We start from the raw sequence: 16,480 nt of genomic DNA, 5'->3' as shown, positions 1-16,480 counted from the left end.
CATGTCGTTCAAGACAAATAGTCGTCGCCGCCTACATAGAAGGTGTGCCCGGACTCGACCTGCGCGAGCGATGCATCGACCACTACCGACGCGAACTCCTCGATAGTCGGCAATGCTCCGTGTTCGCGCCGCCCGGAAACGGCATCGGGATCCCGTCGCTCGAGCAACCGGACGATGATCGTCCCGTCGATCATGTCGCCCGACACGACGGTCAGCGTGATTCCGCGCTTGTGAAGTTCCGGGATACGTTCTCGCAACGCATCTTCACCTGCCCGTTTGCTCTGGGCAATGGGCTCGTAGTCTTCGGGTACGGGCTTCTGCCCGTAGAAGTGCGATTGATGACTGGTGACGAAGACGACCCGGCTACCCGGCTTCATCAGCGGCATGGCCAGTTCGACAAGACGCACCTGCGCATCACGATTGAGACGCATTGCGTAGTCGGGATCAGCCCCGCGTTCCAACCCTCCGGATGCATTCAAAATGAGCACATCGAGACGACCGAAGGTGCGTGAGATGTCTTCGATCATCGCCGACGCACTCGTGTCGTCCGACAGGTCGGCGCCGATCGGAAGAGCCCGGCCTCCAGCGCGTTCGATCTCTGCCGCCACCGCGATCGCACGCGGCCGCTTCTCGCGATAGTTCACCACGACCGTGTCTCCGGCGGCGCCGCCGAGTCGGGCTATTTCGGCGCCGATCCCGCGCGATGCACCCGTCACGAGACTTACTCGCCCCGAACCATCCTGGTTTGCCTCCATGCTTGCCCCTCACCGTCACCGAACGCTTCTGAAACAGAAGTGAGTATGGTGCTTCTGAATGAGAAGCGCAAACACTCCATCGCCACCGCCTGCAGGCCACGCCGACGAAACCGCGGCTGCGCACGCGGCGATGAACCTTCTGGGTCAGAAGTGGAGTTTGCGGATCCTGTGGGAACTCGAGGCCGGACAGCTTGGGTTCCTGGAGCTGAGACGGCGAATGGACAACTGCTCGTCGAGCATGCTTGCAGAACGACTCAGACAACTCCAGGACGCTGGACTGATCGAGAAGAGTCCCTCGCGGACGTACGAGCTAGCTCAGGCGGGTGTTGCACTCAGCGCGGCACTCGAACCCCTGTGGCAGTGGTCCGCGGAATGGGCTGCAGCGCAATCCCCTACTCCGCTGCCGCCGAGACCAGGATCGAATTCAGACTCCTGATCCAGCACCTCAACTCGAAATGACTGTGTTACGCCGCGAGGCCCGACAGCTGCGCCAGACTTCATTCGCAGCAGCACCGCTGAACTATCTTCTATACATGGGAGATGTCGAGGCCTCGTACGCCGACCGCGCCGAGGAGTATGTGCGCGTCGTGGGTTCGATGGAGATGGTGCACCCGTCTGACAAGCAACTCGTCACCGATTGGGCTCGGTCGATCGCTGGCCCTGTCATCGACGTCGGCTGCGGGCCTGGACAGTGGACCAACCACCTCCAACTGCACGACGTCGATGTCCGTGGAATCGACTCGACTCACGCCTTCGTCGAACATGCACGCACCACTTACCCGAGCTGCCGGTTCGACGACGGCCGGGCCGAGGATCTCGATGCGCAGTCCGGTTCCGTCGCCGGGATACTCGCCTGGTACTCGCTGATTCACCACGACCCAGGCGATATTCGATTTGCTTTCGAAGAATTCGCGAGGGCGCTCAGGCCCGGCGGAAAACTGCTGATCGGGTTCTTCGAGGCCCCCGCCCTCGAACCATTCGATCATGCGGTCATCACTGCGTACCGGTGGCCCGTCGGGGCGCTGAGTGCGCAACTCGACGCTGCAGGATTCGCGATCGCCGAGACCCACACGCGCACCGGACTCGAGTACCGGCCACACGCCGCCATCCTGGCCGAACTCACGAATTCGGACGACAATTCGCGGCAGGAATAGTCGAGACTCGACACCGCGCCCGCCCCTATCGTTTCGATCAGAACGAGGGAAGGTTTACACGCGATGCTCGAACGATGGAACGCCGCACTCGATTACATCGAGGACAACCTAGACGGTGCGATAGACCCCGCCACGCTGGCGCGGATCACCCTTTCGTCCGAATACCACTTCAGGCGGGTGTTCTCCGCCTTAGCAGGCATGTCTTTGTCGCAGTACGTCCGAAACCGCCGAATGACGTTGGCTACAGCGGAAATACTCGACGGCACCGGCATACTCGAGGTCGCCGCGAAGTACGGGTATTCGTCGGGCGATGCATTCAGCCGAGCATTCCGGCAGATGAACGGCATGACCCCGTCGCAGGCCCGTCGCCCTGGAGCTGTCCTTCGTTCGCAGCAAGCCGTGTCATTTCAACTCACCATAGGAGGGCGGCGCACCATGCGATACCGCATCGTAGATCTACCGGAGTTTTCAATTGTCGGCAGGAAGACCCGAATCCCGCTGAAGTATCAGGGCGAGAACCTCGCCATGACCGAATTCCATCGAAGCCTTCCCTCGGGAACTGGGACAGAGCTACGCATGCTTGCCGATATACCGGATCTGCCTGAAATCTTGTTCGTCAGCACCGGATTCGAGTCCGAACGTGAGGACGGAAGCCTTTTCGACTACTACTTCGCCGTGGCGGCCAGCCACGTTCACGATGACTGGGACAACCTGGCGGTGCCTGCATCGAAGTGGGTTGTGTTCGAAGCCACCAGTCAGGAAAATCTCACAGACGCACTGCAACGACTGTGGGCCGACGCGTTCAGCGAGTGGTTCCCGTCCAATCCATACCAAGTGGTGCCGGGGCCGGAGCTGCTGACCATCACCGAGAAGTCCGAGGACTGGAGCTCGGGGAAGGGCGAGCTGTGGATTCCGGTGGAGCGAAACTAGGGACCGCGGTCACCATCCGAGCTGTCGCAGGCAATTCCCAGCCCTGAACGCAGAAGCTGCAGCTTCCACCTCGATCTCTTGCGTTATATGCACTCAATATGCAATATTCGCAAATGAGCCAGGCACCCGCCTCACTCATCGCCGAGGAGGACTGATGATCACAGTGACCAGCGCAGCGGGCGGAGTCGGACGTCTACTGGTCCGACAACTCGCAGTACAGAATGTGCCCATTCGCGCAGTCGTGAAGAATGCGACCCAGGCTGCGACCACCCGGCAGGACGGGGCGACCGAGGTGGTCGTAGGAGATCTAAGGTCGGCCGAGACCCTCGATACCGCCCTGACGGGGGCTGACGTCTTGTACCACGCGGCACCGACTCAGATCATCGACGAACGACCGATCATCGATCACCTGATCGCGATAGGGCCTCCAAACGGGCTGCAGCACATCGTATTCCACTCCGTTATCCATCCACACCTGCATCAACTGACCCACCATCACCAGAAGGACATCGCCGAAGGCCTGCTGCGTGAAAGCGGAATCCCCACCACGGTGCTCAGACCGTCGCACTACATGCAGAACTACCTAGAAGTATGGGAATTCCTGCAGGCGGGCGTCATGCCGTACCCGGTGTCCCCGGACAGCGTCATGGGTGTTGTCGACGTCGCCGATGTCGCAGAGGCCGCGGCGAACATCCTGATCGATCCGCGGTCACACACCGGTCGCACCTACGACCTCTCCACGGTAGAACTCACACGCCACGAGATGGCACAGATCTGGTCGCGCGTGCTGGGCCACCGGGTGACTGCCGTTCGGATTCCCCCGTCGTCCCTGACGAACTCACTCGACGTGTTGCCTGCACTCGCCTCGGTTGTCGGGCATGCTGTGCGATCGACGAAGCTGCACTCGGCCGGCCACCTCGTTCGCGGTGCCAGGGCCGCGTCCAACCCTCGTGACATGAAGAATTGGCCCGCCGATGCACGCGAGGCGTACCGCACGATGATGACCTACTACGACAGCCACGGCCTACCGGCCGGAGACCTGACGGTTCTTCCGACTCTGCTCGGACACACACCGACGTCGTACGAGGAGTTCGCACGCCGTTCGGCCGCTGAGCTCGGGCGCACGCCCGTCGGTTCGGACCGATGAACCTCCGAGGTTCTCGCTACCGACCTGGACGCTCCATGGTCACCGGCGCAAGCTCGGGAATCGGTGCCGAGTTCGCCCGAGCACTGGCCGCCCGAGGCTCCGATCTCGTACTGGTCGCACGACGAGAAGACCGCCTCACCACCCTGGCGAAGGAGCTCGAGCAAATCCACGGAATCCATTGCCGGACAGTCGCCTGGGACCTGTCCAAGGAATCGAGCGGACGCCGACTGCGCGATGTCGTGCCCGAGCAGATCGATCTCGTCGTCAACAATGCAGGGTTCGCCGTACAGGGACCGTTCGCAGACGGCGATGCCGACGACTTCGAGCGCCTCATCGCCGTCGACATCCGCGCTGTCGTGGATATCTGCTCGGCGTTCCTCCCGGACATGATCGATCGTTCGACCGGCACCATCGTCAACGTCGCCAGCACGACTGCGTTCCAGCCCGTCCCGTCGCTCGCGGTGTACGCGGCCGCCAAAGCATTCGTGTTGAGCTTCAGCCAGTCCCTGTGGTACGAAGCAGCACAACACGAAGTCAGAGTGTTCGCGCTCAATCCAGGCCCGACCCGTACCGAGTTCTTCGACGTCATCGGAGACACCGCTGCGGCGGCCGGCAGCTACCAAACACCGACCGAGGTCGTCGCCACTGCCATGCGCATACTCGACGCCAGACGGTCTCGCCCGCAGGTGATCTCGGGCCGACGAAACACTGTTCAGGCGATCGCTGCGAGTCTCGTCCCCGCGCGAGTTCTACTGCCTACCCTCGCGCGGATGCTCCACTAGGTTCGGGCCGGACTCGGCACCCGACGAGGAATGTAGTGTCACGAGCATGGCCAGGGTCTCCAGATTCACACTCGCTGATCGGCAGGAAGCCGTCGCACGTGCTTTCGGCGGTTCCGAGAGCCCGGCGGCCGTGGCGAGCTCACTGGGCATCCACACCACGACGCTCTATCGCTGGGCCGGGTCGTCGGCTACCGACGAACCCGGGCCCGCAGCGGCCCGACTGATCGAGGCCACACAGGAACTGCTGCGGGACGCCGATTACGGGGACATCACGATCGAAAGTGTTTCTCTCCGATGCGGTCTCGCACCGAGAACTGCATTCCACCACTTCCCCACCAAGCGTGAACTCTTCCAGGCTGCCGTCGACGACGCCGCGACCGTGCTGATAGACCGTATCCACGAGAAATCGGCAGCCGCCACCTGGCCGGACACCCCACTCGAGCAGCTGCAGACATTTCTTCGTATCGCGGCAGCGAGCATCTACGACACCCCGAGAACCCACGTACTGTTCCGCAATCTCGGAGTACCGAAATCCGAGGGCTCAGCCGAACGTTGGCACGACAGTTTCGTAGATGCGATCGCCCAGCTGCTCCGTGCTGCGACCGAAGCGGAGCAGATCGACAGTGATACAGACGTATTCGCTGCAGCGCACCTCCTCACCGGCGCGATGCGCGGCATTCACACAGCAGTATTCGACGGTGCCGATACCAACACTGCACTGGGCCTCGTCGAAAGAGTGCACCTGCTGATCCCGCCTTCGCGACCTGATGGTGCATCTCACGGAAGGAAGCCACCGCGGGGCCAGATCAGTTGACAATTCCAGTGAGTTGCCGGCGGCCAGCCACGATCACGAAGGGAGCTGCCGACCACTACCGAAACGTCCGGGGATTGGAGCTCGGGGAAAGGCCAGCTGTGGATTCCAGTGGAGCGTCACTAGGGCGGCGTTCTCCAACCGATCTCTCGTAGGCCAGCCACACGCCCAGTCCGATCAATGGCGCGAGCCAGATTCCCAGCACGAACGACACGCTCAGGCCCACACCGAGGCGACTGGTCGCACCCAGGACACCGAAGGTTGCGATAACACAGATGGGAATCCACACGAGCAGAGCGAGGAACCCGCCCCCGTAGAGCAGCAGGAAGGACCCGAAGCCTGGCATGCAGTCCATGCCGGAGTCCTGCAATCCCGCCGCCCCAAGCAGTGCTGTCTCCATAGAACCGAGCGTACGGGTGCCTCGCCTGGATGCAGGAGGACCGCGACCAGCGGAACAACCGATCTCAACCAACATCAAAAATCTATCTCGGTCGGAGTAGACATTCAGGATCGGTCTGGCTATAGTTTCTGACGTAAGACAAAGAGAGATCGCAAGGCGCGGGAGAGAACGAACTGCCCGCGAGCAGGACGACGGCAGCACCATCGCCGTCGAGCAGGTGTAATTGGAAATTGGAAGAAGGAAGGAGTTGCGTATCGTCAGTTCGCCCGCATGGACAAGATTTTCGGGGCGAACATTGCAGTTGCTTCAGGCAAGTGGAAACAGATGGTAGTAATTCCCCTCCAGGGCCCCGGTGCTTCGGCACCGGGGCCCTCCGACTATCTGCACCCAGATCAACTGAACAGCCAGGCGACTGTCACACCTTGCTGTCGGGAGCCTTCCCGTCAGCCTTCTCACGGTGGTCGATTGCCTTTTGCAAGTCGGAGTTGCGGCTACGCGCATCGGCCAGTTCATCTTCCAGAAGCACTATGCGACACGCAGCCTCGAGCGCCATACCGTCGTCGAGTAGATCCCGAACGCGCGACGCGATCCTCAGTTGATACCGCGAATACCGCCGGTGACCACCCTCGGATCGGTGCGGAGACAGAAGTTTTGCCTCGTCGAGGCTACGCAGAAAACCCGGCGTCGCACCGAGCATCTGCGCGGCCGTGCCGATGTTGTAGGCGGGATAGTTTTCGTCGTCGAACTTCTCGCTGGCCGAATCCTCGCCAGCGCTCCTGATATGCGAATCCACAATGCCCTTCGGGTGCTTCACGCTCGAACTCGAGACCGGCACGAGGAGAGCTGCTGCAAAAGAACACAGCACCGAAGTGCCCACCGACCCCCGGCAGTTCGAGCGGACAGCATCTAGCGCTGACCGAGCGTCGGTCCGGCAAAATAGTACCGTCGGCACAGGCGCGATGTCTACTGCAGCCACGTGAGATTCTTGCGGAGGTTACGCACCCTTCACCCATGCGTGTACTCGTGTTGTTGCTCATGGCGCTCGGCCTCACAGTGGGTCTGCTGCCGATGCTCTCGGACTTGATCCAAGAGACCTTCTTCGCGCCCGAAGTCGAATACAACGGAGTCTACGAACCCCTGCGCGGCGTAGAAATGAGCAAAGCCGACGAGACAGCTCTGAACATCTCGTTCGAGGCTCGATCCGGGGTCTTCTTGAATCGGTGGGCGAGCGTCCTCCCCCTCGTCGGCGCAGGCCTCGGCGCCGCACTCGGTGTAGCTCTGGGCAGTAAAGGCTTTCGCCTGACACGTGAACCGATGGCCTGACTGGCCGCGCTGCCCCTACCCGCTCCACCCCCAGTTGTACGGGTTCACCACTATTCGGTACCAGACATCGGTGTTGGGTTCATTGGTGCACGGCACCAGAACGATCGACTGCGTCGCCTGCTCGAGCGACTGGGCCTTGTTGCAGAGATACTGCCCACCTTCTCCGGAGGATTCAGATCGGTAGACCGGTCCGTAGTGCCAGGGATCGGCAGCCGCGGTCGCCACACCGACAGTGGCCCCCGCTGCGATCGGCAGCGCCATCACACCGGTGAGGACCGCACTTCGTCGGCTCACATTCCTCATGCTCGTCACACCCTTCGTCGACAGTCGTAACTGTCACGTCGGGCCAGGGCAGGCGGACGTTACCGAGGTCGGGAAACTGGAATCGGAAATCACGGCCCGCAGGGCTGCGACGAACGAAGTTCCGCGCTGTGCACGAGTTGTCAGGCGATCGAACCCGTACGTAACCAACCGAATCCGATGCGACGACCCGGAGAGCAGGGAAGCACTGCCGATCGAGCCAGCACCACCTTGTAAAACCGGCGCCGGCTCGACAGGCCTAATTCGCTGCTTCGTATGCCTCCACGATCTCTGCCGGAATTCGGCCGCGATCGTTGATGTCATATCCACTATCCGCAGCCCACTGGCGGATTGCACGCGTCTGCGCAGGATCACGCTTCGTCGAGGCGGCCGGCTGCGCGGGCGCGCCGGCACTGGCGACGGCGCCTGCCGATGCAACCTTGCGCTTGCGCCCACCTACGCGCGTGGCGAAGCCAACATAGTAGTCGAGCTTCTTTCGAAAATCGTTGGCATTCTTGTTCTTCAGATCGATGACATAGTCGACGCCGTCGAGCGAGAACTCGATGGACTCGCCTTGGCCCTCGTCGATAGAGGTGCCGTCGATGTCGTCGACCAATTCATAGATGACTTGCTTAGCCACAGTGCGAGGCCTTTCGTGTCGAGGGAATAGCTACCAGGTTAGCCAACTACCGAGTACGACTGAATTCAGGGGAGGCCTCCTGACACATTCTTCTCATTTCGATATGGACAACAGCCCGTATGCCCGCATCGCCACCGATGAATTCTCGTCTTTCAGACCCAACGGTCCTTTTGTCGGTCGAAGAATTACGGAAAAGGCTGAGAATATCCTTAACGGTAGAACTACATGGACGCTCGAAGCAAGAGACAACGGAGCAGCGATTCAGCCACGGAGTATCCGACGCCTCCGCGCCCGCCACTTCTTGTCGGTCGTGCGTTGTAGCTTGCGTGGCATGAAGAAGTTGGGGGACTTCACCACAGCACACACGCTCTCCGATCAGGAGATCGTGTCCGGACTCGCGCACGTCGATGCCACCGAGAAATACCTGGCCGCCGCGAGAATGGCCATGCTCGCCGAAGCCGACCGCCGTCGGCTCGCAAAGAAACTCGGCCACGGTTCGGTGAAGCGCTGGTACGCCGACGCGGTTCGAATCCCCGAGTTCAATGCAGAAAAGCAGATCTCCCTCGGATACTGGCTCGGCGAACGCCGAACGGTCGCCGACGCGTTGAGCGACGGGACCATCCATGCTGCACATGCCAGAGCTATCGCCGACGGCTTGGCCCTCGTCGTTCTGTCCGAGCCCACCCTCACGGACTCCGCCCAGCCGGACGTGGTGCGAGTGCTCCTGGACGTCGCCACCCGCTCGACCGCCAGAGCTGTCACCGAACGTGCACAGGAACTCGCACACCACGCTGCAGCCGACGCTGCGGCGCGCTTCGAGGAAGAACAGCGTCGACGAGAACAAGAACGCAAAGAGAGAGAACGCACGAAGGCAGAGGACCCGGTCGACAATCTCCACCCCGATCCCGCCCCAGACCAAGACCCAAACCCTGACGACCCGCCTCCCGGGCCGCCGCCGACTCCGATGTCAGAGAACACCGCCCTGAACACACTTGGCATCTTCTTGCTTGCCAATGGCCGCAGCAAGATCGACGGAAACGTCGACAAGTTCACGGCCGAAAAACTCCTCACCGCGCTCTCGCCTTTGAGCGCACCCACACCCGCGCCTGATGGCACGCTCGACCACAGATCAGCCAGCCAACGCAGAGCAGACGGGTTCTCACTACTACTCGACCGTTACCTCGGCGACTCCCGGCCGCCCGGCACGGGTGGCACCGGGGACGTCGCCCTACTGGTCAACTTCGCCGACCTGATGAAGAAAGATCAATGCCCGCAGCAGAATTCAACGGCCACTCGGACCGACAGCAACCCAGACGATTCAAGCGACGCCAATCCCCCATCCGACAACGTTCCGGAGCCAAGCGGTCCCGGTGAGCGGTCCGAACGTGACTGGCCGTTCCAGCTCGACTGGACCGGGCCCATCAGCCGCCAGCTCGCCGAATACCTGTCCTGCGATGCATCGATGACGCCCGTCATCGTCGACGGTGCCGGGGTTCCGCTGATGCTCGGCAAGAGTGTTCGACTCGCGACGCCGGGGCAACGCAACGCCGTCGTCATCCGTGATCGATGCTGTGTGAAATGCGGCCGGCCCGCGGCATGGTGTCAGGTGCACCACGTCGTGTACTGGCAACATGGGGGCGCCACCGATCTGAACAACCTCGCGCTCGTGTGTGGAGAGTGCCATCGCATCATCCACACCACCGAATGGGAACTCGTCATGGGCGACGACGGTCACCCGTATGTCGTCCCACCTGCCTCCGAAGATCCGAGCCGTAAGCCTCATCCCAGCTACCACCGTCGCCGAAAACACGCCGCATAGAACACTATTCGCCGACGCGGTTCTAGCGGCCGCACATCACTCGTGCGGACGAGGCGTGCGGATCCGTAAGCGGGGGAACCGGACGTCCAGCGCCTGGAGTTGACGGTGCAGCTCGTAGAGGGTCGACCTCATCGCGAGGGCTGCAGTGTGGTGCCGTTCGAAAGTGGGCATATCCGTGCGAGCCGTAGCGGAACGGGCGCGCAATTCTTCGCATTCGATCTGGTCGGAGATATCCTCGATTTCGCGGCCGAGGAGATCGACGAACACGCGTGCTTGCTCCTCGTCCGCGTAGTCGCCCATGCCCTCCGCCTAGCTATCGATCGACTCCCTCGCGTCCCGAGGCAGCCTTAACGATAGATGGACAAAAGGTGAACCAGAAGCAAATCAAGCTGGCAACTTGCAGAGAGTTTCGGTAGTGAAACAGATCAGGCCTCGACCCACAGCCGTCGTCGGCAGCATGCGAGGACGAGAGCACGGGTGCCCGGTGTGAGAAGTTCGGTCTGCTCATCATGCTCGAGCAGCGACTGCAGACGTGTGAAGAACTCGGTGGATGTCAGACCGAAGCGCACCATGATGTCCTCGGACGGTCCGCCTCCGTGCGGAGCCCACAGCCGTGCGAAATCCAACATTCGATTCTGCTCGCTGTCGATCGCGGGCCTCAGAGTCTGCATGGTCCGAAGTGTTCAGTGCCCACGTTACGAGTCGTGGTCCGAACACGACGACCTATCACCGCGGTGGTGAACTGCACGCAAACAGAAGCCGTCGACCGCGTATGGTCACCGCCCGCCGAATCGCTGACGGTACGCCGACGGAGTGAGGCCGGTTTCTCGGCGCATCAGAGTTCGCAGGGTCGTGGTCGTTCCCACACCCGTGGCCGCCGCAATCGCAGTCAGGTTTGCATCGCCGCGCTCGAGCAGCCGACAGGCCATCCGCACGCGCTCGCGAGTGAGCCATGCGTGCGGAGTCGTACCGAGCTGAGCGATGAATCGGCGATGCAGCGTCGCAACGCTGATGTGGGCCTGCCGGGCAAGGTCCGCCACCTGGATCGCGTCGCTCAAATGCTCCACGGCCCACGACGTGAGCGGACCGAGCGACTCCGACGACAGGGCCGGAACCGGCCGTTCGATGAATTGCTTCTGACCGCCGTCCCTGTTGGCATCGAATACCAACCTGCGGCTGACCGAGTTCGCGACCTCCGCACCGTGATCGCGACGAACCACATGCAGTCCGAGATCCAATGCTGCGGCGCTCCCAGCCGCAGTGAGGATATCGCCGTCGTCGACGAACAACACGGCCTCCTCGAACACGACCTGCGGGAACCGTCCGCGAAATACCTCGGCCCACTGCCAATGGGCGGTGGCCCGACGACCGTCGAGCACTCCTGCCTCAGCAAGAGTGAATGCGCCGCTACAGAATCCAATGAGCCGCGCTCCGCGGTCATGAGCTCGCCGCACCGCGTCCAACACCTCCTGCCTGCGCGGCACCTCGGTGTCCGGCCGATTGGGCACGATCAGCGTATCCGCGGTGTCTGCAGCCCCGAGATCCTCGACCGAGGTCAACGAGAAGAACCCGTCACGCATTCTCGTCGTCGGTTCGGGGGCACACAGCCGAAAGTCGTACAGCTTCCCACCGAGCTCGTCCCGGTAGAGTCCGAATACCTCAGTCGCGCAGCCTAATTCGAACGGGTTCGAGTTCTCGTCGACGATGACCACCACGCGATGATCTCCCGGGTGAGAGTTTTCTTTCGACACGTGCAATTTATAGCACTCACAACCATGTCCAGGCGACATGCAGAATCGGATCCATGACAACGCAACCCGCGGAACTCCAGCGCGTCCTCGACACGTTCGCCGACGAGTGGAGCCCGCACATCGTCACTCGTGTCAACGATTACGACGTTCGAGTCGTCAAGATCCGAGGCGAATTCGTCTGGCACCGCCATGTCGACACCGACGAGTTCTTCCACGTGCTCAGCGGCGACATCGACATCGCACTACGCGAAACGCCAGGACATGAACGCGTCGTCCACCTCGCTGCCGGATCGGTGTTCACCGTTCCGCGCGGAGTCGAACACAAGCCTTCCTCCGTCGACGGCGCATCCGTCCTACTGTTCGAGCCGTCGAGCACGGTCAACACTGGTGATCGCAGCGACGACATTCCCGCTCATATTCGTTCGACGACCGGCCGCGACATCACGACGAACCCATGACGGCAGCGCCGGAGATCAGTTCGATCAAGCCGTAGGGAGCGCGATCACCGAGGCACCGATCCAGCGTCTCGTGTGCCTCGACGGCCGCTGCTGCGCTCCGCGGGAACAGGGCGGCTTCGTATGCTGCGAGGGCGGTTTCGATGTCACCGCGGTATTCAGCTATCTCCCTGCCGAGTTCTGCACCGTCGAACATCGCCAGGTTCGCACCATCCCCTGACGGCGGCATCAGATGCGCGGCATCACCGACGAGCGTCACCCCGGGCACCCGATCCCAATGGTGGTCGTTCGGGAGCGCACGAATCATCCGCGCAACCGGCGCGCTGTCCGCGTCGACGATCAGTGAGGTGAGTTCAGTTGCCCAACCGTCGAATTCGGCGGCAACATAGGCTTTCGCGGCAGCAGCATCGGTGAAGTCGACACCGTCGACCCATTCGGCGGGACGGTTCACCTCGACGTAGGTGTGCAGAATTCCCCCTGCCTCACGGTGCGCAGCGATTCCCTTGCCGGGGCTCAATGCGAACATCGCTCCGCGGCCGACGGCCGCCGAAGCTGCGGGGTGCCGCTCGTCGGCGTCGTACGAATAGGTTTCGACGAAAGTGGTCCCGACGTATTCCGGCGTCGCCGAGGACACCAGCGGACGAATCTTCGACCACGCACCATCGGCACCGACCACGAGATCGGAGATAGAAGCGGATCCATCGGCGAATCTCAGGCCATGCCTGCCGTCGCCGAGCGGCTCGACGCCGATCAGCTTCTTGCCCCACCTGATCATCCCGGTCGGCAGGGAGTCGATCAAAATCCTCCGTAAATCCCCGCGCAGCACCTCAGGGCGTCCGCCTGTGCCATCGTCGGGTTCATCGAACAGAACGACACCGGCACTGTCGAGCACGCGAGTTGCCTCCGCGCCGTGATGGATGATCGCCTGAAACTCTGCGGTCAGTCCCGCTGCGGCGAGCGCGACTTGGCCGTCGAGCTCATGGATGTCGAGTTGACCCCCTTGTGTGCGCTCCGCTGGAGACACCTCGGACTCGTACACCGTTGCGTCGATGTTGTGGAGGCGGAGGACACGGGCGAGGGTGAGGCCGCCGAGGCCCGCACCGATGATGGCAATCTTCACGATGATCCCTTCGTTGGAACGCTGTTCCAACGAATATTGGAACAGCGTTCCAGCTATGTCAAGATGAACGAATGGCGCGCAAGAACGAAAGACGATCCGAGGCGCTGTCTCATGAGCGGATCGTCGACGCAGCGATCGAGATCCTCGATGCAGTGGGCGAGAACGCTCTGACATTCCGGGCGCTGTCGGCCCGACTTTCCACGGGAAGCGGGGCGATCTACTGGCACGTCCGAAACAAGAGCGAACTGCTCGACGCTGCGACCGACGGCGTAGTGACCCGAGTCCTTGCCGACAAGGCGGTCGAAGCAAGCCCTCGGGAGTCGATCACAGCTACTGCACTCGCACTCTTCGACACCATCGATGCGCGCCCGTGGGTCGGCGCTCAACTCGCCCGCGAGACCGGGCACTCGGCTACCGCAAAGATCCTCGAAGTCGTCGGCGCGCAGGTTCACGCGTTGGGTGTGCCCGAGAGCGCGCTATTCGACGCAACCACTGCGTTGGTGAATTACATCCTCGGCGTCGCCGTGCAGAACGCCGCGAACGCCCGACTGCACGGGAACGAGACCGACCGAACAACGGTCCTCACCGCGATCGCACACCGGTGGACCGAACTGGACCCCGCACGCTTCCCCTTTCTTCACCGGATAGCGGCGCAGATGCCTGAGCATGACGACCGTATGCAATTCCTCGCCGGAATCGACTACTTCCTCGCTGGCATCGAGAGCCGCGTTCCGCACAGGAAATGATTGGATATCGAGCGTCAGGGGAAACACAACGCCGCCGCGCGACGATGACACCGTGACGGATGACATAGAGGTCTCCCGATCGTTGTGACCTGACACGATAAGACGTGGCCCAGCGTCGCGGACTGATGCCGTGTGGATACGAACGGATGGCCTATGCCCGACCCAAAGGACGACCCGGCAATTCTGCGGGCGCTACTCGAGCTGTCCCCTGACTTCGTTGCCCTGTCCGAGTTCATCGGACAAGTCGTCTACGTCAACCCCTCCGGCCTGGCTCTCGTCGGTCTCGACGAATTGCCCACCGACCCCCCGATGACCACTTCGCAGTTCTTCACCGCACGCGGACTGGAGGTGGCGAACGATGCCGAGAGCGGGTTGCGCGGCGAAGGGTTCTGGCGAGGCCGCAGCGAGCTACGGCACCAAGTGACCGGTGCAGGCATACCTGCCGCCGTCTGCACTTTCATCGTCCGCCGAACGGAGGGTCGACCCGATCTGATCGCGACGATCATCCGCGATCGCACCGTCGGACACCGGCGAGATGCCGAACTGGAGGCTGCCGCAGTCACAGCTCAGCACTACGCCGCCGAACAGGAGGCACTCGCCGAGCTCAGCCGGCTGGCCGTCGACGCCGACCTCCCGGAACTCCTGGCCGCCGCAACCGCCGCGGCCGGTTCGCTGCTCGGCGTCGAATCCGCGGCGGTCATTCGTCACGACTCCCCTACCGACAGCACCCTCCGTGTCGACTCCGTGACTCGTGTGCTGGGAAAAGGCGCCGTGGTGCGTGCCGGCGATGAGTCGTTGGCCGGGTACGCCCTGAAGCACAACACACAGGTGGTCTGCGCCGATGTGGACAAGGAGACCCGATTCAACACGGCAACGATGACCAGTCTCGGGCTCCACAGCGGCGTCGCAGTGCCCATCTCGACACCGGCCCCGTGGGGAGCGCTCGCGATCTACTCGTCGTACCGGCGCGACTACCGAGAGTGGGAGGTCTCTTTCCTCACTGCAATCACAAGCATCCTGTCGACAGCGCTCGCACGCATCGACCTGGACAGTCAGCTCCGTCTACGAGGGATGCACGACACCCTCACCGGCCTGCCGAACCGCGCTCTCGCTTACGAAGTGATCGACGACGCGTTGGCGCGTGCCCACGATGAGTCGGGGTCGGTGGCACTTCTCCTGCTCGACATCGACGACTTCAAGATCATCAACGACAGTCTCGGGCATGAGTCCGGTGACCTCGCGCTGGTCCGGTTCACCCGGAGACTCGCCGCGGCAACCCGGGAGCGAGATACCGTCGCCCGGCTCGGCGGAGACGAATTCCTGGTCATCTGCGAGGGCATCGACAGCGTCACCCATGCCGAGGAACTCGCTCATCACATCGAGACCGCGATCGCGGCACCGCAGCCTTCCGGTGAAGCACCCACCCCGCTCAGCGTCAGCATCGGCATCGCCGTGTCCGAGCCAGGGACCACGCGGAGAGATCTGATTCACCATGCCGACCTGGCCATGTACCGCGCCAAGGACAGCGGAACCGGTGGCTACGCGGTGTTCGACACCGGCGACATCTACGACGCCGAACGCGTCCGGTTGCTGTCGATCGACCTCCGACACGCTCTCGCCCACGGCTCGTTGACCCTTGACTATCAACCGATCGTCGACATCGCGTCGGGCACGGTCGTCGCGCTCGAAGCGCTAGCCCGCTGGGATCACCCGGAACTCGGCGCGATCTCGCCGGCCGAGTTCGTCGCCGTTGCCGAACGAACTGGACTGGCAACAGCTCTCGGCTCCTGGGCGCTGCGGACGGCGTGCCGTCAAGCCGCACAGTGGCGTGCTGTGTGGGACATTACGATAAGAGTGAATGTCAGCGCCCTGCAGTTGCGCAGCTCGGCATTCCCAGACGACGTCGCTGCGGTGCTCGAGGAAGCCGCCTTACCTCCCCACGCTCTCGGACTGGAGATCACCGAAACGACCTGGGTCTCGGACACAGCACGTGTCGCCGACACCCTCACCGCACTCCACGAGATGGGTGTTGCGCTACTCCTCGACGACCTGGGCAAGGGCCACAGCTCGATCTCGTACCTCGACCGGTACCCGATGTTCGAGTGCTTCAAGATCGACAAGTCCTATATCGCCGCGCTGCCCAATCCACGCGCGCAAGCGGTGGTAGCGGCAATCGTCGCTCTGGCCAAGGCATTCGACGTCACCGTTGTGGGCGAGGGCGTCGAGACGCAGGCCCAGTTCGACTCGCTCGTGGCCACAGGATGCGATCTCGCGCAGGGGTACCTGATGGGACGGCCGGAGAATGCCGAACTCACCACAGAGATGCTGCGGAGCGTTCGCGGGCACC

General features: G+C 62.4%; 20 protein-coding genes. 11 read left to right on the top strand and 9 right to left on the bottom strand.

Annotated features, from left to right (window positions below):
- Nucleotides 1-8 precede the first annotated feature (8 nt).
- Nucleotides 9-755 carry an SDR family oxidoreductase gene (locus tag ACODSO_RS11430; protein ID WP_489037078.1) on the bottom strand — a complete coding sequence of 249 codons (747 nt, stop codon included), beginning with the start codon at nt 753-755 and terminating at the stop codon, nt 9-11.
- Between the two features lie 58 nt (nt 756-813).
- Between ACODSO_RS11430 and ACODSO_RS11425 the strand changes: the two genes are divergently transcribed.
- The 6 genes from ACODSO_RS11425 to ACODSO_RS11400 all read left to right on the top strand — a co-directional run bounded on the left by ACODSO_RS11425 (nt 814) and on the right by ACODSO_RS11400 (nt 5,582).
- Nucleotides 814-1,191 carry a winged helix-turn-helix transcriptional regulator gene (locus ACODSO_RS11425; protein WP_489037077.1) on the top strand — a complete coding sequence of 126 codons (378 nt, stop codon included), beginning with the start codon at nt 814-816 and terminating at the stop codon, nt 1,189-1,191.
- A gap of 97 nt (nt 1,192-1,288) precedes the next feature.
- On the top strand, nt 1,289-1,909 hold the full coding sequence (locus tag ACODSO_RS11420; RefSeq protein WP_489037076.1) for a class I SAM-dependent methyltransferase: 621 nt from the start codon (nt 1,289-1,291) through the stop codon (nt 1,907-1,909).
- A gap of 63 nt (nt 1,910-1,972) precedes the next feature.
- On the top strand, nt 1,973-2,839 hold the full coding sequence (locus ACODSO_RS11415) for an AraC family transcriptional regulator (protein WP_489037075.1): 867 nt from the start codon (nt 1,973-1,975) through the stop codon (nt 2,837-2,839).
- A gap of 154 nt (nt 2,840-2,993) precedes the next feature.
- Nucleotides 2,994-3,986: an SDR family oxidoreductase gene (locus tag ACODSO_RS11410; protein WP_489037074.1), complete on the top strand. Its 993-nt coding sequence runs from the start codon at nt 2,994-2,996 to the stop codon at nt 3,984-3,986.
- Nucleotides 3,983-4,768 (top strand): SDR family NAD(P)-dependent oxidoreductase, encoded by a 786-nt coding sequence (locus ACODSO_RS11405; protein ID WP_489037073.1) that lies wholly within the window; start codon nt 3,983-3,985, stop codon nt 4,766-4,768. Before ACODSO_RS11410 ends, ACODSO_RS11405 begins: the two co-directional genes overlap by 4 nt.
- Before the next feature lie 46 nt (nt 4,769-4,814).
- Nucleotides 4,815-5,582, top strand: coding sequence for a TetR family transcriptional regulator (locus ACODSO_RS11400; RefSeq protein ID WP_489037072.1), 768 nt, complete (start codon nt 4,815-4,817; stop codon nt 5,580-5,582).
- Nucleotides 5,583-5,637: 55 nt separating this feature from the next.
- On the opposite strand, the gene ACODSO_RS11395 is transcribed toward ACODSO_RS11400, so the two are convergent.
- A complete protein-coding gene (locus ACODSO_RS11395) occupies nt 5,638-5,979 on the bottom strand; it encodes a hypothetical protein (protein WP_489037071.1) in 342 nt (113 codons plus the stop codon).
- Nucleotides 5,980-6,394: 415 nt separating this feature from the next.
- The gene (locus ACODSO_RS11390; RefSeq protein WP_489037070.1) at nt 6,395-6,793 is read right to left on the bottom strand and encodes a helix-turn-helix domain-containing protein; all 399 of its coding nucleotides are present in this window, start codon (nt 6,791-6,793) and stop codon (nt 6,395-6,397) included.
- 197 nt (nt 6,794-6,990) lie between these two features.
- On the opposite strand from ACODSO_RS11390, the gene ACODSO_RS11385 reads away from it, so the two are divergent.
- Nucleotides 6,991-7,302, top strand: a complete 312-nt coding sequence (locus ACODSO_RS11385; protein ID WP_489037069.1) for a hypothetical protein — start codon at nt 6,991-6,993, stop codon at nt 7,300-7,302.
- Between the two features lie 15 nt (nt 7,303-7,317).
- Here the strand turns inward: ACODSO_RS11385 and ACODSO_RS11380 are convergent, their stop codons facing one another.
- Together ACODSO_RS11380 and ACODSO_RS11375 are read right to left on the bottom strand one after the other, a co-directional pair.
- Nucleotides 7,318-7,605: a hypothetical protein gene (locus ACODSO_RS11380; protein WP_489037068.1), complete on the bottom strand. Its 288-nt coding sequence runs from the start codon at nt 7,603-7,605 to the stop codon at nt 7,318-7,320.
- A 256-nt stretch (nt 7,606-7,861) separates the two neighbouring features.
- The gene (locus ACODSO_RS11375) at nt 7,862-8,242 is read right to left on the bottom strand and encodes a histone-like nucleoid-structuring protein Lsr2 (RefSeq protein ID WP_489037067.1); all 381 of its coding nucleotides are present in this window, start codon (nt 8,240-8,242) and stop codon (nt 7,862-7,864) included.
- 331 nt (nt 8,243-8,573) lie between these two features.
- Between ACODSO_RS11375 and ACODSO_RS11370 the strand changes: the two genes are divergently transcribed.
- A complete protein-coding gene (locus ACODSO_RS11370) occupies nt 8,574-10,061 on the top strand; it encodes an HNH endonuclease (protein ID WP_489037066.1) in 1,488 nt (495 codons plus the stop codon).
- 36 nt (nt 10,062-10,097) lie between these two features.
- Here ACODSO_RS11370 and ACODSO_RS11365 read toward each other — a convergent pair whose 3' ends face one another.
- The 3 genes from ACODSO_RS11365 to ACODSO_RS11355 all read right to left on the bottom strand — a co-directional run bounded on the left by ACODSO_RS11365 (nt 10,098) and on the right by ACODSO_RS11355 (nt 11,812).
- Complete coding sequence (locus ACODSO_RS11365) at nt 10,098-10,361, bottom strand: hypothetical protein (protein WP_489037065.1); 264 nt, start codon at nt 10,359-10,361, stop codon at nt 10,098-10,100.
- A gap of 125 nt (nt 10,362-10,486) precedes the next feature.
- Nucleotides 10,487-10,732, bottom strand: coding sequence for a DUF3263 domain-containing protein (locus tag ACODSO_RS11360; protein WP_068372194.1), 246 nt, complete (start codon nt 10,730-10,732; stop codon nt 10,487-10,489).
- A gap of 105 nt (nt 10,733-10,837) precedes the next feature.
- Nucleotides 10,838-11,812, bottom strand: coding sequence for a GlxA family transcriptional regulator (locus tag ACODSO_RS11355; protein ID WP_489037064.1), 975 nt, complete (start codon nt 11,810-11,812; stop codon nt 10,838-10,840).
- Between the two features lie 53 nt (nt 11,813-11,865).
- On the opposite strand from ACODSO_RS11355, the gene ACODSO_RS11350 reads away from it, so the two are divergent.
- Nucleotides 11,866-12,270: a cupin domain-containing protein gene (locus tag ACODSO_RS11350; RefSeq protein ID WP_489037063.1), complete on the top strand. Its 405-nt coding sequence runs from the start codon at nt 11,866-11,868 to the stop codon at nt 12,268-12,270.
- Here the strand turns inward: ACODSO_RS11350 and ACODSO_RS11345 are convergent.
- Nucleotides 12,254-13,393, bottom strand: coding sequence for an FAD-dependent oxidoreductase (locus tag ACODSO_RS11345; RefSeq protein ID WP_489037171.1), 1,140 nt, complete (start codon nt 13,391-13,393; stop codon nt 12,254-12,256). The genes ACODSO_RS11350 and ACODSO_RS11345 overlap by 17 nt on opposite strands.
- Before the next feature lie 65 nt (nt 13,394-13,458).
- Here ACODSO_RS11345 and ACODSO_RS11340 point away from each other — a divergent pair, with 65 nt between their 5' ends.
- Together ACODSO_RS11340 and ACODSO_RS11335 are read left to right on the top strand one after the other, a co-directional pair.
- A complete protein-coding gene (locus ACODSO_RS11340; protein WP_489037062.1) occupies nt 13,459-14,133 on the top strand; it encodes a TetR/AcrR family transcriptional regulator in 675 nt (224 codons plus the stop codon).
- 153 nt (nt 14,134-14,286) lie between these two features.
- Nucleotides 14,287-16,480, top strand: a 2,194-nt coding sequence (locus ACODSO_RS11335; RefSeq protein WP_489037061.1) for a putative bifunctional diguanylate cyclase/phosphodiesterase, incomplete at its 3' end; no start/stop codon positions are given.

This window comes from Rhodococcus sp. FG69 (genome assembly GCF_057808915.1).
Note: the sequence above shows the minus strand (reverse complement) of the source record. Positions and strands in the feature narration are given on the sequence as shown.

Coding starts and splice junctions, on each gene's coding strand:
- ACODSO_RS11430 (WP_489037078.1), bottom strand. CDS start 755: ATGGAGGCAAACCAGGATGGTTCGGGGCGAGTAAGTCTCGTGACGGGT.
- ACODSO_RS11425 (WP_489037077.1), top strand. CDS start 814: ATGAGAAGCGCAAACACTCCATCGCCACCGCCTGCAGGCCACGCCGAC.
- ACODSO_RS11420 (WP_489037076.1), top strand. CDS start 1,289: ATGGGAGATGTCGAGGCCTCGTACGCCGACCGCGCCGAGGAGTATGTG.
- ACODSO_RS11415 (WP_489037075.1), top strand. CDS start 1,973: ATGCTCGAACGATGGAACGCCGCACTCGATTACATCGAGGACAACCTA.
- ACODSO_RS11410 (WP_489037074.1), top strand. CDS start 2,994: ATGATCACAGTGACCAGCGCAGCGGGCGGAGTCGGACGTCTACTGGTC.
- ACODSO_RS11405 (WP_489037073.1), top strand. CDS start 3,983: ATGAACCTCCGAGGTTCTCGCTACCGACCTGGACGCTCCATGGTCACC.
- ACODSO_RS11400 (WP_489037072.1), top strand. CDS start 4,815: ATGGCCAGGGTCTCCAGATTCACACTCGCTGATCGGCAGGAAGCCGTC.
- ACODSO_RS11395 (WP_489037071.1), bottom strand. CDS start 5,979: ATGGAGACAGCACTGCTTGGGGCGGCGGGATTGCAGGACTCCGGCATG.
- ACODSO_RS11385 (WP_489037069.1), top strand. CDS start 6,991: ATGCGTGTACTCGTGTTGTTGCTCATGGCGCTCGGCCTCACAGTGGGT.
- ACODSO_RS11380 (WP_489037068.1), bottom strand. CDS start 7,605: ATGAGGAATGTGAGCCGACGAAGTGCGGTCCTCACCGGTGTGATGGCG.
- ACODSO_RS11370 (WP_489037066.1), top strand. CDS start 8,574: ATGAAGAAGTTGGGGGACTTCACCACAGCACACACGCTCTCCGATCAG.
- ACODSO_RS11365 (WP_489037065.1), bottom strand. CDS start 10,361: ATGGGCGACTACGCGGACGAGGAGCAAGCACGCGTGTTCGTCGATCTC.
- ACODSO_RS11360 (WP_068372194.1), bottom strand. CDS start 10,732: ATGCAGACTCTGAGGCCCGCGATCGACAGCGAGCAGAATCGAATGTTG.
- ACODSO_RS11350 (WP_489037063.1), top strand. CDS start 11,866: ATGACAACGCAACCCGCGGAACTCCAGCGCGTCCTCGACACGTTCGCC.
- ACODSO_RS11340 (WP_489037062.1), top strand. CDS start 13,459: ATGGCGCGCAAGAACGAAAGACGATCCGAGGCGCTGTCTCATGAGCGG.